16 protein-coding genes and 1 pseudogene are annotated in these 14,384 nt (G+C 48.5%); 6 read left to right on the top strand and 11 right to left on the bottom strand.

The features are described 5' to 3' along the window. Nucleotides 1–45: 45 nt before the first annotated feature. Together ftsH and rlmE are read right to left on the bottom strand one after the other, a co-directional pair. A complete protein-coding gene (gene ftsH, locus AC0IXI_RS02650) occupies nt 46–1,983 on the bottom strand; it encodes an ATP-dependent zinc metalloprotease FtsH (protein ID WP_064514062.1) in 1,938 nt (645 codons plus the stop codon). A 56-nt stretch (nt 1,984–2,039) separates the two neighbouring features. After that, nucleotides 2,040–2,669, bottom strand: a complete 630-nt coding sequence (gene rlmE / locus AC0IXI_RS02645; RefSeq protein ID WP_064514064.1) for a 23S rRNA (uridine(2552)-2'-O)-methyltransferase RlmE — start codon at nt 2,667–2,669, stop codon at nt 2,040–2,042. A gap of 126 nt (nt 2,670–2,795) precedes the next feature. Between rlmE and yhbY the strand changes: the two genes are divergently transcribed. Then, nucleotides 2,796–3,089, top strand: coding sequence for a ribosome assembly RNA-binding protein YhbY (gene yhbY, locus AC0IXI_RS02640; RefSeq protein WP_064514066.1), 294 nt, complete (start codon nt 2,796–2,798; stop codon nt 3,087–3,089). 106 nt (nt 3,090–3,195) lie between these two features. On the opposite strand, the gene greA is transcribed toward yhbY, so the two are convergent. Further along, nucleotides 3,196–3,672, bottom strand: coding sequence for a transcription elongation factor GreA (greA, locus tag AC0IXI_RS02635; RefSeq protein WP_034459707.1), 477 nt, complete (start codon nt 3,670–3,672; stop codon nt 3,196–3,198). Between the two features lie 254 nt (nt 3,673–3,926). On the opposite strand from greA, the pseudogene dacB reads away from it, so the two are divergent. The 3 genes and pseudogenes from dacB (at nt 3,927) to pmrB (ending at nt 7,080) form a co-directional block, all read left to right on the top strand. Then, nucleotides 3,927–5,359 (top strand): annotated as a pseudogene (gene dacB / locus AC0IXI_RS02630) (serine-type D-Ala-D-Ala carboxypeptidase). Nucleotides 5,360–5,362: 3 nt separating this feature from the next. Next, entirely contained in the window at nt 5,363–6,025 is a 663-nt protein-coding gene (gene pmrA / locus AC0IXI_RS02625; RefSeq protein WP_064514070.1) for a two-component system response regulator PmrA, read from the top strand. Continuing rightward, nucleotides 6,022–7,080, top strand: coding sequence for a two-component system sensor histidine kinase PmrB (pmrB, locus tag AC0IXI_RS02620; protein ID WP_471681885.1), 1,059 nt, complete (start codon nt 6,022–6,024; stop codon nt 7,078–7,080). The genes pmrA and pmrB overlap by 4 nt, the downstream gene beginning before the upstream one ends. Nucleotides 7,081–7,120: 40 nt before the next feature. Here the strand turns inward: pmrB and cgtA are convergent, their stop codons facing one another. The 4 genes from cgtA to rplU form a co-directional block, all read right to left on the bottom strand. Beyond that, nucleotides 7,121–8,293, bottom strand: a complete 1,173-nt coding sequence (cgtA, locus tag AC0IXI_RS02615; protein ID WP_064514074.1) for an Obg family GTPase CgtA — start codon at nt 8,291–8,293, stop codon at nt 7,121–7,123. A 16-nt stretch (nt 8,294–8,309) separates the two neighbouring features. Next, nucleotides 8,310–9,275 (bottom strand): DMT family transporter, encoded by a 966-nt coding sequence (locus AC0IXI_RS02610; protein WP_064514076.1) that lies wholly within the window; start codon nt 9,273–9,275, stop codon nt 8,310–8,312. A gap of 118 nt (nt 9,276–9,393) precedes the next feature. Then, nucleotides 9,394–9,651: a 50S ribosomal protein L27 gene (gene rpmA, locus AC0IXI_RS02605; RefSeq protein ID WP_024549632.1), complete on the bottom strand. Its 258-nt coding sequence runs from the start codon at nt 9,649–9,651 to the stop codon at nt 9,394–9,396. An 18-nt stretch (nt 9,652–9,669) separates the two neighbouring features. Next, nucleotides 9,670–9,981: a 50S ribosomal protein L21 gene (gene rplU / locus AC0IXI_RS02600; protein WP_034498836.1), complete on the bottom strand. Its 312-nt coding sequence runs from the start codon at nt 9,979–9,981 to the stop codon at nt 9,670–9,672. Nucleotides 9,982–10,241: 260 nt separating this feature from the next. On the opposite strand from rplU, the gene ispB reads away from it, so the two are divergent. Beyond that, the gene (gene ispB / locus AC0IXI_RS02595) at nt 10,242–11,213 is read left to right on the top strand and encodes an octaprenyl diphosphate synthase (RefSeq protein ID WP_064514078.1); all 972 of its coding nucleotides are present in this window, start codon (nt 10,242–10,244) and stop codon (nt 11,211–11,213) included. Between the two features lie 224 nt (nt 11,214–11,437). Next, complete coding sequence (sfsB, locus tag AC0IXI_RS02590) at nt 11,438–11,701, top strand: DNA-binding transcriptional regulator SfsB (RefSeq protein WP_064514080.1); 264 nt, start codon at nt 11,438–11,440, stop codon at nt 11,699–11,701. A 41-nt stretch (nt 11,702–11,742) separates the two neighbouring features. On the opposite strand, the gene murA is transcribed toward sfsB, so the two are convergent. The 4 genes from murA to mlaC form a co-directional block, all read right to left on the bottom strand. Then, the gene (gene murA / locus AC0IXI_RS02585; protein WP_064514082.1) at nt 11,743–13,011 is read right to left on the bottom strand and encodes a UDP-N-acetylglucosamine 1-carboxyvinyltransferase; all 1,269 of its coding nucleotides are present in this window, start codon (nt 13,009–13,011) and stop codon (nt 11,743–11,745) included. A gap of 53 nt (nt 13,012–13,064) precedes the next feature. Then, nucleotides 13,065–13,319: a BolA family iron metabolism protein IbaG gene (gene ibaG / locus AC0IXI_RS02580; RefSeq protein WP_034459734.1), complete on the bottom strand. Its 255-nt coding sequence runs from the start codon at nt 13,317–13,319 to the stop codon at nt 13,065–13,067. A 125-nt stretch (nt 13,320–13,444) separates the two neighbouring features. Beyond that, complete coding sequence (gene mlaB, locus AC0IXI_RS02575; RefSeq protein WP_134184809.1) at nt 13,445–13,747, bottom strand: lipid asymmetry maintenance protein MlaB; 303 nt, start codon at nt 13,745–13,747, stop codon at nt 13,445–13,447. Further along, nucleotides 13,747–14,376 (bottom strand): phospholipid-binding protein MlaC, encoded by a 630-nt coding sequence (gene mlaC, locus AC0IXI_RS02570; RefSeq protein ID WP_134184812.1) that lies wholly within the window; start codon nt 14,374–14,376, stop codon nt 13,747–13,749. The genes mlaB and mlaC overlap by 1 nt, the downstream gene beginning before the upstream one ends. Nucleotides 14,377–14,384: the final 8 nt, after the last annotated feature.

Here is a 14,384-nt window from a genome sequence, read left to right as displayed (position 1 = left end):
CCCAGGGTTTTATAGATTACTGCAGTAACATTCGGCAGAGACGACTTATTTATCGCCCAACTGCTCTGACATAGTATTACCAGGATTTGGCGTACGCGGTTCGTCGACCGGACGCGGTGCTCGTGGTGTACCATTGTTATCAGAATTGTTGTTGCCGCTATTTGATTCTTCCCAACCCGCTGGCGGACGCACATCACGACGATTCATCAGATCATCAATCTGTGGAGCATCGATGGTTTCATACTTCATCAGTGCGTCTTTCATGGTGTGAAGAATATCCATATTTTCATTCAGGAGCTGACGAGCACGAGCGTAATTACGCTCAATCAACAGCTTCACTTCCTGATCGATGATACGTGCAGTTTCATCGGACATATGTTTCGCTTTCGCCACGGAGCGGCCCAGGAACACTTCACCGTCCTCTTCCGCATATAGCAACGGACCGAGTTTCTCAGAGAAGCCCCATTGGGTAACCATGTTACGAGCGATAGATGTTGCTACTTTGATGTCGTTAGACGCACCGGTAGAAACATGTTCAGCACCGTAAATAATTTCTTCAGCGAGACGACCACCGTACAGCGTAGAAATCTGGCTTTCAAGTTTCTGACGGCTCGCACTAATTGCATCACCTTCTGGCAGGAAGAACGTCACACCCAGCGCACGACCGCGCGGAATGATAGTTACTTTATGCACAGGATCATGCTCTGGAACCAAGCGACCAATAATTGCGTGACCCGCTTCGTGGTATGCGGTGGATTCTTTTTGCGCTTCTGTCATCACCATGGAGCGACGTTCAGCACCCATCATGATTTTGTCTTTCGCTTTTTCGAATTCAACCATGGAAACCACGCGCTTGTTGCCACGGGCAGCAAACAGAGCAGCTTCGTTCACCAGGTTTGCAAGATCCGCACCGGAGAAGCCTGGAGTACCACGTGCAATGATTGCTGGATCGACATCTGGAGCCAGTGGCACACGGCGGCTATGCACCTTCAGGATTTGCTCACGACCACGCACGTCTGGCAGGCCAACAACAACCTGACGGTCAAAACGACCTGGACGCAGCAACGCTGGGTCAAGTACGTCTGGACGGTTAGTCGCAGCGATAACGATGATACCTTCGTTACCTTCGAAGCCATCCATTTCAACCAGCATCTGGTTCAGTGTCTGTTCACGCTCATCGTGACCACCACCAAGACCCGCGCCACGCTGACGGCCTACGGCGTCGATTTCATCAATGAAGATGATGCATGGTGCCGCTTTCTTAGCTTGTTCAAACATGTCACGAACACGAGATGCACCCACGCCCACAAACATTTCAACAAAGTCAGAACCGGAAATAGTAAAGAACGGTACTTTCGCTTCACCCGCAATGGCTTTCGCCAGCAAGGTTTTACCGGTACCCGGAGGGCCAACCATCAGCACGCCTTTCGGGATTTTACCGCCCAGTTTCTGGAAACGGCTTGGCTCACGAAGGTACTCAACCAGCTCAGCAACCTCTTCTTTTGCTTCGTCACAGCCAGCAACGTCAGCAAAAGTGGTCTTAATTTGGTCTTCGGTGAGCATACGCGCCTTGCTTTTACCAAACGACATGGCACCTTTGCCACCGCCGCCCTGCATTTGACGCATAAAGAAGATCCAGACCCCAATTAGCAATAGCATTGGGAACCAGGAGATGAAAATAGAAGCCAGCAAGCTTGGCTCTTCAGGCGGTTCGCCTACTACTTTCACATTTTTGGTCAGCAGATTATCAAGCAGCTTAGGATCGTTAACGGGGATGTAAGTCGTGTATCGGTTACTATCTTTCTTGGTAACTTTGATTTCACGTCCATTGATACTCGCTTCGCGAACCTGGTCTTGATTTACTTCAGACAGGAAAGTGGAGTAATCCACCCTACGGCCGTTTGACTCGCTGGGCCCAAAGCTCTGGAACACAGACATCAGCACAACCGCGATGACCAGCCAGAGTATTAGGTTTTTCGCCATGTCACTCAAGGGATTAACCTCATATTACAACTGTGTTAACAAACAGCGTCAGGGGACTATACTTTTCGCCCAGTCGCTACAATGTACACTTCACGTGAGCGGGCACGAGAAGAGTCCGGTTTACGAACTTTAACTGTCGTAAACAGGGAGCGAATTTCCCGCAGGTACTCATCGAAACCTTCGCCCTGAAACACTTTCACTAAAAAACTACCACCCGGTGCAAGAACATCACGACACATTTCCAGTGCCAGCTCTACTAAATACATAGACCGAGGAATATCAACTGCCGGTGTCCCGCTCATATTTGGAGCCATATCTGACATGACAACCTGAACTTTACTGTCACCAACACGATCCAACAGAGCTTTCACGACTAATTCATCACGAAAGTCACCCTGAAGGAAATCAACACCAACGATAGGATCCATTGGTAAAAGATCGCAAGCAATGATTCGCCCCTGATTCCCGATTTGAGTCACCACATACTGTGACCAGCCTCCGGGAGCAGCGCCAAGATCAACAATAGTCATTCCTGGCTTAAAAAGTTTGTCACTTTGCTGTATTTCATCAAGTTTAAACCAGGCACGGGAACGTAACCCTTTTTTCTGCGCCTGAATTACATATTTATCGCTAAAGTGTTCCTGCAGCCAGCGACTAGAGCTGGCAGAACGCTTTTTACCTGTCATCTCAAATTCCAACTTTGTTCATCGTGAATAGCAGGCTGTAAGAGTTATCAGCACAGCCGATTGGCGATACGGGAGATATGGCGGTAGAATGAACCGTTTTCAATCCCAACGTAAGCAAAAAATACGATGAATCTGAGTACTAAACAAAAACAGCACCTGAAAGGTCTTGCTCATCCGCTCAAGCCAGTAGTTATGCTTGGCAATAACGGTTTGACCGAAGGGGTACTGGCCGAGATTGAACAAGCGCTTGAACATCATGAGTTAATCAAGGTGAAAATCGCAACGGAAGATCGCGAAACTAAAACCCTGATCGTGGATGCCATCGTGCGTGAAACCGGCGCCTGTAATGTACAGGTTATCGGTAAAACGCTGGTGCTCTATCGCGCGTCTAAAGAGCGCAAAATCTCTCTGCCGAAATAAGCAGAGAGTGTGCAAAATGCCACGCTCTGTTAGTTGATAAAAGGCCGCGGTGCGGCCTTTTTCCTTTCTTTACAATACGCCACGCTATAAAAAAGCGTAGCAGATATTATAAATATTCCACTTTTAGTATTTCGAACTCAACATCACCACCCGGCGTGCGGATAACAACAACATCCTCCTGCTCTTTGCCCACAAGGCCACGAGCAATCGGTGAGTTCACTGAAATAAGATTCTGTTTAAAATCAGCTTCATCATCACCAACAATGCGATAAGTCTGCTCTTCGTCGTTATCCAGATTCAAAACTGTAACGCTCGCGCCAAAAATGACACGGCCATTGTTTGGCATTTTGGTGATATCGATAATCTGAGCGTTGGACAGCTTCGCTTCGATATCCTGGATACGGCCTTCACAAAAACCCTGTTGCTCACGCGCGGCATGGTACTCAGCGTTTTCTTTCAGATCGCCATGTTCGCGAGCATCAGCAATCGCGGCAATAATTTGTGGGCGGCGCACAGACTTCAGGAAATCCAGCTCTTCACGTAATCTTTCTGCGCCACGTAGGGTCATCGGAATAGGTTGCATTGTTATACCTCTTCAAAACTTTCCTGTTCAGAATTACCAAACGGTATTCCTGAATCCAGAGCCTGGTTTGCTTTAAATAAGCCAAACCCCTGGCACTAAGCAAAATAAAACTGACCCGGAGCAAAGCACCAGGCCAGTAACGGTTTCCAAATTGACCTGTATTTTACCCTGGAGTTCACTAAGGGTCATCGTTTACTTTGCACTGCGTTGCACCGTAGTATGACGATACGTTTCCAGGTTGTTACCGCGAGATTATGCGATTTTTTAGATTTGTCATTGGATTGACCAGTGCTGTGGTGTTTACCGTCCAGGCCGCCAACGTTGAAGACTATACTTCCCAGCTACCCGCTGGCGCGAACCTGGCTTTGATGGTGCAAAAAGTTGGTGCGCCGGCCCCATTGATTGACTACCACAGTCAACAGATGGCGCTGCCCGCAAGCACCCAAAAAGTCATCACGGCTCTGGCAGCATTATTACAATTGGGCCCAGATTTCAGGTTTAACACCACGCTTGAAAGTAATGCGCAAGTCAATAACGGTGTATTGCAAGGTGACCTTATTGCCCGATTTGGTGGCGATCCTACGCTAAAACGTCAGGATATTCGCAATATGGTCGCAGTCCTGAAAAAATCAGGCGTACAGCAAATTCAAGGTAATGTACTGATCGACACATCCATATTCGCCAGTCATGACAAAGCGCCTGGCTGGCCGTGGAATGACATGACTCAGTGTTTTAGCGCCCCGCCCGCTGCTGCAATCGTCGACCGAAACTGTTTTTCTGTTTCGCTCTATAGTGCCCCAAAAGCTGATGATTTAGCCTTCATCCGCATCGCTTCCTACTATCCTGTGGTTATGTTCAGCCAGGTGAGAACTCTCGCCAAAGGCTCACCAGATGCACAATATTGTGAACTGGATGTAGTGCCAGGCGACTTGAATCGTTTTACGCTTACCGGCTGCATGACACAACGTGCAGACCCCTCCCACTCGCTTTCGCGATACAAGATGGAGCCAGTTACGCGGGAGCGATTTTGAAGGCCGAGCTGAAAGAGGCTGGGATCAGTTATAGCGGAACCTTATTGCGTCAGACGCAATCCAATACCCCTGGAACGGTAATTGCCAGCAAGCAATCTGCACCACTGCACGATTTGCTAAAGGTAATGCTAAAGAAATCAGACAACATGATCGCCGATACTGTTTTTCGCACCATCGGCCATAACCGTTTTGGCGTACCAGGGACCTGGCGTTCAGGTGCTGATGCAGTACGACAAATTCTGCGCCAAAAAGCGGGTGTCGATTTAGGTAATAGTATCGTCGTAGATGGTTCGGGATTGTCTCGACATAATCTGATTTCACCCGCCACCATGATGCAGGTGTTGCAATACATCGCCCAGAATGACACTGAGCTTAACTTTATCTCAATGTTACCGTTGGCCGGTTATGACGGCTCACTGCAGTATCGTGCAGGCCTACATCAGGCAGGTGTTGACGGCAAAGTTTCGGCTAAGACAGGCTCACTGCAAGGTGTATATAACCTTGCCGGATTTATCACCACTGCTAGCGGCCAGCGCATGGCCTTTGTGCAATATTTGTCAGGCTATGCTGTTGAGCCTGCCGATCAACGTAACCGTCGTATCCCATTAGTGCGCTTTGAAAGTCGCCTCTATAAGGATATCTACCAGAATAATTGAGTTATGAAACTGCTGATTGTTGAAGACGATTTACTGTTACGGGAAGGCCTGGTGCTGGCATTAAACAACGAGGGTTATGCTCTCGATTGTGCAACGACAGCCGCCGAAGCGGATGCACTGATAGAAAGTGGTGAATATGGCATGATCATCCTCGATCTTGGCCTGCCAGACAAAGATGGTGCCACTCTTTTGAGGCAATGGCGACGCCGTAGTATCAGTACACCAGTGTTGATATTAACAGCACGTGACGCGCTTGAAGATCGAGTTAACGGTCTGGACTCTGGTGCCGATGATTATCTGGTCAAACCCTTTGCTCTAGCTGAATTACAAGCTCGCACGCGGGCATTGATTCGCCGCTATCAGGGACATAGCGATAACCTTCTTCAGCATGATGATCTGACACTCAACCTGCAAACTCAGCAAGTGCTGCTACAAGACCTGGCTGTTGAAATCACGCCCAAAGAGTTCGCGTTACTCACACGCTTAATGATGCGAATCGGGCAGACGGTGCACCGTGAAACATTACAGCAAGATATCTACAGTTGGCAGGATGACCCTGGCTCAAATACGCTAGAAGTGCATATCCACAATCTTCGACGCAAGCTAGGCAAAGACAGAATAAAAACCGTGCGTGGTGTTGGCTATCGACTGGAGAGCCGAACATGAATAGCATGCGCCAGCGATTGATGATTCTTCTCGCTCTTATTCTCTTGTTTTTCCAGCTAATTAGTGTCATTTGGTTATGGCATGAAAGTCGTGAGCAAATCAGTTTCCTGGTCAGTGAAACGCTGTCTGCCAAGGCACGAAATCAGCATGTAGAGAAAGAGATCCGCGAAGCTATTGCTTCATTGCTTGTTCCTTCCCTGGTGATGATTGGTTTCACATTGTTCTTCTCTTTCTGGGCGATCACCTGGATTACCCGTCCATTGAATCGCCTGCGTACCAGCCTTGCTAATCGTTCCGCTGATAATCTTACCCCTCTGCCAATGTATTCAGACATGGAAGAGATGGTTGCCGTCACCAATTCACTGAATCAATTGCTGGCAAGGCTTGCTCATACCATTCAGCAAGAACGCTTATTTACTGCAGATGCCGCACACGAGCTTCGTACGCCGCTTGCTGGCATCCGACTGCACCTTGAGTTGATGGCAAACTCAGGCGTTCAGCAAGCCCCTATGCTGTTGGAGCGAATAGATCAGCTGATGCATACCATAGAGCAGTTGCTAATGCTCTCGCGTGCGGGGCAGGCTCTGGCGAGTGGGCATTACGATACGCTGAACTGGCAACGCGACATTATTTCGCCGCTCAAGATGGAAATGGAAGAAATGGTCGCCTTACGCGAGCAAACCATCGTCTGGGCAAAAGAAAGCGAAAATATGGTGCAAGGGGATGCGGTATTGCTGCGCCTGATGCTACGTAACCTGCTGGAAAATGCATCCCGTTACAGCCCGACGAAAAGTATTATAACGGTTTCGTTAGATGCTCAGGGGGCTGGCGCGACACTGATGATTGCTGATCAGGGACCTGGCATTAATGAACAGCACCGCAAGACGATTACCGACCCGTTCCGTCGTATGGATGAACGTTATGGTGGCAGTGGTCTTGGGCTGAATATTGTCCAGCGTATTGTGCAGTTACACCATGGAAAGTTAGATTTGGAAAACGGCCCAGAAGGAGTTGGTCTGCTAGCAAGTTGCTGGATACCTTCGCAAAGCCAATAAAAAAGGCCGGAAAAATTCCGGCCCTTCATTAGATAACGTCTTATTTTTGGTAGATGATTTCGACACCTTCGTCGTCATCTTCATCCCAGTCGTCATCCCAGTCATCATCTTCTTCTGCTTCTACTGCATCGAGTTGCTGTTGATGATAATCATCCCACATAAACTCGACTTTCTCAGGAGCAACAGGCTGAAGCTCAGTGATTTTCGGGTTAGCAATGATGAAGTCCATTACATCCCAGCACAGTGCATTAACGCCTTCGCGGTTAACTGCAGAGATCAGGTAGTACTTCTCTTCCCAGCCCATTGCGGTCGCAATTTCTTTTGCACGCGCTTCGGCGTCTTCTTTGCTCATCAAATCGCATTTGTTGAAGACCAACCAGCGTGGCTTCTCAGCAAGTTTCTCGCTGTATTTTTCCAACTCACCAATGATGACTCGGCCATTTTCAACCGGATCTGATTCGTCAATTGGTGCGATATCGATGAGGTGCAATAACACGCGGCAACGCTCAAGGTGTTTCAGGAAGCGGATGCCGAGGCCTGCGCCATCAGCTGCACCTTCGATAAGCCCTGGAATATCGGCAACCACAAAGCTCTTCTCGTTATCCATACGGACAACACCAAGGCTTGGGATAAGCGTAGTAAACGGATAATCCGCCACTTTTGGTTTTGCCGCAGAGACAGAACGAATAAAGGTAGATTTACCCGCATTTGGCAAACCAAGCATACCCACGTCTGCCAACAGCAGCAGCTCAAGTTGGATATCACGCTTCTCACCTGGGGTACCCATGGTTTTCTGGCGTGGTGTACGGTTTACAGACGACTTGAAACGGGTGTTGCCCAAACCGTGCCAGCCGCCTTTAGCAACCATCAGCTTCTGACCATGCTGGGTCATGTCACCCATAGTCTCGCCAGTGCCCTGATCGATAACACGCGTCCCTACAGGCACTTTAACGGTAATGTCTTTACCACGTTTACCGGTACAGTCACGGCTCTGGCCATTTTGACCACGTTCAGCGCGGAAAGATTTCTCAAAGCGATAGTCGATAAGGGTGTTGAGGTTTTCGTCAGCCTCAAGCCACACATCACCACCATCACCGCCATCACCACCGTCCGGGCCGCCTCTGGGAATATATTTTTCACGACGGAAGCTAACGCAGCCGTTACCGCCATCACCTGCTACGACCAGGATCGTTGCTTCATCAACAAACTTCATTTCACTTCTCCGTAAATCATTCGCCCGAACGTTGTACTGGAAGAACAGCTTCGGTTTTGCGCCAGCGTCCCCAAAGACGGTGACCAATGGCTGAATACATCGCACCTGCAACCACGATAAACGCGCCGCAATAACCCACAAGGTTAAGTAACGGCATGGCGAAGAAATCGGGCCAGGCTAACGCTAATAAATCTGAAAATAGCAAAGTAAACAGCGGAGTTAGCGTAATAATGGCGCTAACCTGTGCCGCCTGCCACCGTGCCATGGCTTCTGCCAGTGCCCCATACCCAACCAGTGTATTCAGGCCACAGAAAACTAAACACGCCAGTTGCCAATTACTGAGTTGGAAGATTTTATCCAACTGAGCCAATGGAAAAAGCGCAAGAGTACATAAAGTGTACAGTAAAAAGAGGATCTGTTGCGAGGCCAGGCGGCGTAATAATACCTTCTGCGCCACACCATAGGTGACCCACACTGTCGCCGCCAGAACACCGAAAATCACCCCAAGGGTGTAATCTGTCAGGCGGGTAAAAATTTCTATCAGGCTGGTATTAAAAAACATCACCAACCCGCAAAGAAGCATTGTGGCCCCGATGACCTGCGTACCGCGCATTTTTTCTTTCAGCACAACAACGCTTGCCACCATCATTCCCACCGGGGAAAGCTGGCCAATAACTTGAGATGCCGTCGGGCTTAAATACTGTAGTGATGAACTAAACAGCAAAAAGTTACCGAACAAGCCACCCGTTGCAATCGCGAGTAGGCCCAACCAACGTGGCTTTCTGAACAACGCCAAAGGAGGCAATTTTCCGCGTATCGCGAGAATACTACCCAAACCCAGACTTGCCATCAGGAAGCGATAAAAAACAACCGTTGGCGGTTCCATTACCGTCAGCACCTGTTTCATCGCTATTGGCAATGCACCCCAGCAAATTGCTGTTGTAAGCGCCAGGAGAATGCCAATCCCTGCCTGCTGTTTCATGATCTAATCCTGCAACCCGAAATCTGAAGAAAATACTTCATTGATTTACCGGTCGCAGAATGTAAAAAGCCCCGCAACGTGTTGCGGGGCTTCTATCCGTTACCGGGACGCGAAAAACTTATTCAGCAACGATGCTGATGAACTTACGGTTTTTCGGACCTTTAACTTCGAACTTAACTTTACCGTCAGTCAAAGCGAACAGAGTATGATCTTTGCCGCAACCTACGTTGGTGCCAGCGTGGAATTTAGTACCACGTTGACGAACGATAATGCTGCCTGCCAGAACTGCTTCTCCGCCGAAACGTTTTACGCCCAGACGTTTAGCTTCGGAATCGCGACCGTTACGAGTAGAGCCGCCAGCCTTTTTATGTGCCATTTAATATGCTCCCCTGTATTAAGCGCTGATGCCGGTGATTTTCACATCAGTGAACCACTGACGATGACCCTGCTGCTTACGGTAGTGTTTACGACGACGAAACTTAACAATCTTAATTTTCTCGCCACGACCATGAGCAACAATTTCAGCTTTAACTACGCCGCCATCGACGAAAGGAACGCCGATTTTGATTTCTTCACCATTAGCGATCATCAGAACTTCTGCGAACTCAACTGCTTCGCCAGTTGCGATGTCCAGCTTTTCCAGGCGAATGGTTTGACCTTCGCTTACTCGGTGTTGTTTACCACCACTTTGGAAAACCGCGTACATATAAAACTCCGCTTTCCGCACGCACCCTACGTATGTTTCAGGTGGCGCTATAAATATTCACAATAGGGCGCGAATATTACGCAAAACGAGAGCCTTTGACAAGCCCTGTCATTAAACAGAGTAGAAAAAAACGCAACATCACACCAGCCGTTTATCTGCCTCGTTTTTTCAGTACAATCTGTACTACATTATTACTCCTCTACCCTCACGTGATTCCATAAAGACATGTGGTAAACAGGACTTTAAGCCAGACTTTTGCGATGAATTTAGAAAAAATTAACGAGTTAACCGCGCAAGATATGGCGGGAGTCAATGCGGTCATCCTTGAACAGTTGAATTCAGATGTCCAATTGATCAATCAGTTAGGGTATTACATCGTCAGTGGCGGTGGTAAACGTATCCGCCCAATGATTGCTGTTCTTGCTGCTCGCACGCTTGGTTATCAGGGAAGCGCGCATATCAATATTGCGGCTCTCATTGAATTTATCCACACCGCGACACTACTTCATGATGATGTCGTTGATGAGTCAGATATGCGTCGCGGGAAGGCAACGGCTAACGCCGCATTTGGCAATGCCGCTAGTGTATTAGTTGGTGATTTTATTTATACCCGCGCCTTCCAGATGATGACTCAACTAGGCTCGCTCAAGGTTCTGGAAGTGATGTCCGAAGCGGTGAATGTCATAGCCGAGGGTGAAGTTCTGCAATTGATGAATTGTAATGACCCTGATATTACTGAAGAAAGCTATATGCGGGTGATTTACAGCAAAACAGCGCGTTTGTTCGAAGCTGCAGCTCAGTGCTCAGGTATTTTAGCTGATGCAACTGCGGAACAAGAACTCGCACTTCAGGATTATGGCCGCTATCTCGGCACTGCTTTCCAGCTTATCGACGATCTTCTGGACTATAGTGCCGATGGGCAAACACTTGGTAAAAATGTGGGTGATGACCTGAACGAAGGCAAGCCGACTCTCCCTTTACTGCACGCAATGCGTAACGGTAACGCTGAGCAAGCAAAGATGATTCGTGAGGCTATTGAGCAAGGCAACGGGCGTCATTTACTGCAGCCAGTGTTAGATGCTATGGCGGCCTGTGGCTCGCTGGAATGGACTCAACTACGAGCAGAACAAGAAGCTGACAAAGCTATTTCAGCTCTGAATGTTCTGCCTGAAAGCGAGTACAAAGAAGCTTTAATTGCTCTGGCTCGCATGGCTGTTCAACGCGATCGTTAATCTCTAGTTAGTGCGCCGTTTAAAGGCGCACTAAGTTTCCAATAAATTCATTCCAGCCCTCAAAACCACTCCCCGCAGGATCCTGTATTCATTGGTTTCATTCACTTTGTGTGTGTTAACACAAATTTGAATTTTTACGCCATTTATTGGAGTCTTTTGGGTGAATGCTGTGCTATAACCGCAATTGAGTAAACCGGTAAATAGAAGTGGTTACAGGGAGAAACATGGAAAGTAACAATACTGACTGGCACCCGGCAGATATCATTGCAGGGCTACGCAAACGCGGAACATCACTTGCGGCTGAATCACGGAAAGCAGGTCTGAGCTCTTCTACTTTGGCTAATACGTTGACACGCCCCTGGCCAAAAGGTGAATTAATCATCGCGCAGGCACTGGAAACTTCACCTTGGGTGATTTGGCCTTCACGCTACTACGATCCGGAAACTCATCAGTTCATTGACCGAATGAGTTTGATGCGGAAAAGATAAAAAAACCGGGCAAGCCCGGTTTTTCTTTTTAACAACGAATTTTATTCGCCGCTATTACCTTTCACACGTTCAATCTTCGCACCTAACGCCTGAAGTTTATCTTCAATGCGCTCGTAGCCACGATCGATGTGGTAAATCCGATCAACCACGGTGGTCCCTTCTGCGATACAACCCGCCAGAACGAGGCTTGCTGACGCGCGCAGGTCGGTTGCCATTACTTGTGCACCAGATAGCTTCTCAACGCCGTGGCAAATCACTGTATTGCTCTCAATCTCTGCATGTGCGCCCATACGGATAAGTTCCGGGACGTGCATGAAGCGATTTTCAAAAATGGTTTCAGTGATAACACCAGTACCTTCCGCCACGAGGTTCAACAAAGTGAACTGAGCCTGCATGTCTGTAGGGAAGCCTGGGTGCGGCGCAGTACGGATTGTCACGCCTTTTGGACGCTTACCGTGCATATCGAGGCTAACCCAATCTTCGCCAACTTCAATATCAGCACCCGCTTCGCGCAGCTTCGCCAGCACCGCATCAAGCGTGTCTGGTTGAGCATTACGGCAAACAATTTTCCCACCAGAAATCGCAGCTGCTACCAGGAAAGTACCGGTTTCGATACGATCTGGCACCACACGATAAACACCGCCACCCAAACGTTCAACGCCCTGGATAGTAATGCGATCGGTGCCTGCACCTGTAATTTTCGCACCCAGCGTGTTGAGGAAGTTCGCTGTATCAACGATCTCCGGCTCACGGGCAGCGTTTTCAATGATAGTTGTACCTTCAGCAAGAGTTGCAGCACTCATAATGGTAACAGTGGCACCTACGCTCACTTTATCCATCACAATATGCGCACCCTTCAGACGGCCCTGAACAGAAGCTTTAACGTAGCCTTCTTCCAGTTTAATTTCCGCACCCAGTTGCTCAAGGCCGGTAATATGCAAATCAACCGGACGTGCACCAATTGCACAGCCGCCAGGTAAAGAAACCTGGCCCTGGCCAAAGCGTGCGACCAGCGGCCCAAGCGCCCAGATAGAAGCACGCATGGTCTTAACCAGATCATAAGGCGCACAGAAGATATTTACTTCACTGGCATCGATCCACACTGAACCGTTACGTTCAACTTTGGTACCCAACTGGCTTAACAGCTTCATTGTGGTATCAATGTCTTTCAGTTTTGGAACGTTTTGAATCTCAACTGGCTCTTCGGCCAACAGTGCTGCGAAGAGGATCGGCAGCGCGGCGTTCTTCGCCCCGGAGATCGTCACTTCACCACTCAGTCGGGTTGGCCCCTGAACTCGAAATTTATCCATTGCAACTGCTCTCTATTAAATTCAAATCGTTACAACCCGCCGTGGCGAATTGCTCAAAAACCATTAAGTTTACGATCGCGATCCCACTCTTGCGGAGTATAGGTCTTGATGGAAACCGCATGGATACGGTTATCAGCAATCAGCTCCATCAATGGCGCATAAACTGTTTGTTGCTTCTTCACGCGACTTAACTCGGCGAATAACTCACCCACCGCAATCACCTGAAAATGGCTACCATCGCCTGAGACGTGGACTTCCTGGAGGGGCAGTGCATTCATCAGCACTGTCTGAATTTCATGATTTTCCATGGGATATAATTCGTCGGTTAAGGAAACAAGCCACACATCTTAGAGGAAAGTGGCGCAGGCTTAAATAAGCAAAAAGCCCCTGATCCAATTAGATCAGGGGCAATGATAGTAACGCTATGAAAACACTAGCCTGCAAAAGCAGGAAGGATGTCTTCTGGCAGGTTATAAAGTTTAGTCAGCGTCTGTAAGTTCTCGCTGGCGCCCTGGAGTTCTATCTCAACATTTTGACACCGGGCAAAATCCACAAGATGAATCAAAAGCGCTAAACCTGAAGTATCTACACGCGATAAACCAGAAAGATTTAACACTTTGATACCAGCCATGATTTGCTCACGCTGACGCCATACTGGCCCCACCGTATCGCTATCTAACTCACCCGCCAGGTGCAACGTTGCGGCTTCACGCTGCCAGTTAAGTTCATCAGCCATTACTTTTTATTTTCCAGGGTAATTGGCAGTTTAGAGATTGATTGCAGCTGAGACGTCAAACCATCAATCCCTTTGGTACGCAGGATATCGCTCCACTCGTTTTGCTTAGTGGTAATCATGCTGACACCTTCAGCAATCATGTCGTAAGCCTGCCAGTTACCAGTTTGTGTGTTTTTGCGCCACTGGAAATCAAGACGCACAGGTGGACGGCCGTTTGGATCAACAATCGTTACACGAATCGCCACAATGGTCGCATCACCCAGAGGCTGCTCAGGTGCGATTTGGTAGGATTGCCCGTTATACATCGCAAGCGCCTGGCCGTAGGCCTGTTTCAGATACGCCTCGAACGCTTTGAAGTAGGCATCACGCTGTGCAGGGGTGGCATCTTTATAGTAGCGGCCCAGTACCAGTGCACCCGCGTATTTCACCTGCACATATGGTAGAAGTTCTTGCCCAACAACTTCACGCAAATAGTCCGGATTCTGACGAATTTTAGGCTGCTCGTTTTTCAGTCGGTCAAATGTTTTTTGCGCCGCTTCGCCCATCAGTTTGTATGGGTTGCTTTGATCCGCAGCATTCGCCAGTGGCGCAATAACCAACATGGCAATCATGATAAATCTTTTAAACATAAAACTTT

It is taken from the genome of Buttiauxella sp. AC038 (genome assembly GCF_979253565.1).
This window is presented reverse-complemented; position numbering and strand designations above follow the sequence as displayed.

Excerpts from the sequence above, each read along its gene's own strand:
- ftsH (WP_064514062.1), bottom strand. The coding sequence starts at position 1,983 with ATGGCGAAAAACCTAATACTCTGGCTGGTCATCGCGGTTGTGCTGATG.
- rlmE (WP_064514064.1), bottom strand. The coding sequence starts at position 2,669 with ATGACAGGTAAAAAGCGTTCTGCCAGCTCTAGTCGCTGGCTGCAGGAA.
- yhbY (WP_064514066.1), top strand. The coding sequence starts at position 2,796 with ATGAATCTGAGTACTAAACAAAAACAGCACCTGAAAGGTCTTGCTCAT.
- greA (WP_034459707.1), bottom strand. The coding sequence starts at position 3,672 with ATGCAACCTATTCCGATGACCCTACGTGGCGCAGAAAGATTACGTGAA.
- pmrA (WP_064514070.1), top strand. The coding sequence starts at position 5,363 with ATGAAACTGCTGATTGTTGAAGACGATTTACTGTTACGGGAAGGCCTG.
- pmrB (WP_471681885.1), top strand. The coding sequence starts at position 6,022 with ATGAATAGCATGCGCCAGCGATTGATGATTCTTCTCGCTCTTATTCTC.
- cgtA (WP_064514074.1), bottom strand. The coding sequence starts at position 8,293 with ATGAAGTTTGTTGATGAAGCAACGATCCTGGTCGTAGCAGGTGATGGC.
- AC0IXI_RS02610 (WP_064514076.1), bottom strand. The coding sequence starts at position 9,275 with ATGAAACAGCAGGCAGGGATTGGCATTCTCCTGGCGCTTACAACAGCA.
- rpmA (WP_024549632.1), bottom strand. The coding sequence starts at position 9,651 with ATGGCACATAAAAAGGCTGGCGGCTCTACTCGTAACGGTCGCGATTCC.
- rplU (WP_034498836.1), bottom strand. The coding sequence starts at position 9,981 with ATGTACGCGGTTTTCCAAAGTGGTGGTAAACAACACCGAGTAAGCGAA.
- ispB (WP_064514078.1), top strand. The coding sequence starts at position 10,242 with ATGAATTTAGAAAAAATTAACGAGTTAACCGCGCAAGATATGGCGGGA.
- sfsB (WP_064514080.1), top strand. The coding sequence starts at position 11,438 with ATGGAAAGTAACAATACTGACTGGCACCCGGCAGATATCATTGCAGGG.
- murA (WP_064514082.1), bottom strand. The coding sequence starts at position 13,011 with ATGGATAAATTTCGAGTTCAGGGGCCAACCCGACTGAGTGGTGAAGTG.
- ibaG (WP_034459734.1), bottom strand. The coding sequence starts at position 13,319 with ATGGAAAATCATGAAATTCAGACAGTGCTGATGAATGCACTGCCCCTC.
- mlaB (WP_134184809.1), bottom strand. The coding sequence starts at position 13,747 with ATGGCTGATGAACTTAACTGGCAGCGTGAAGCCGCAACGTTGCACCTG.
- mlaC (WP_134184812.1), bottom strand. The coding sequence starts at position 14,376 with ATGTTTAAAAGATTTATCATGATTGCCATGTTGGTTATTGCGCCACTG.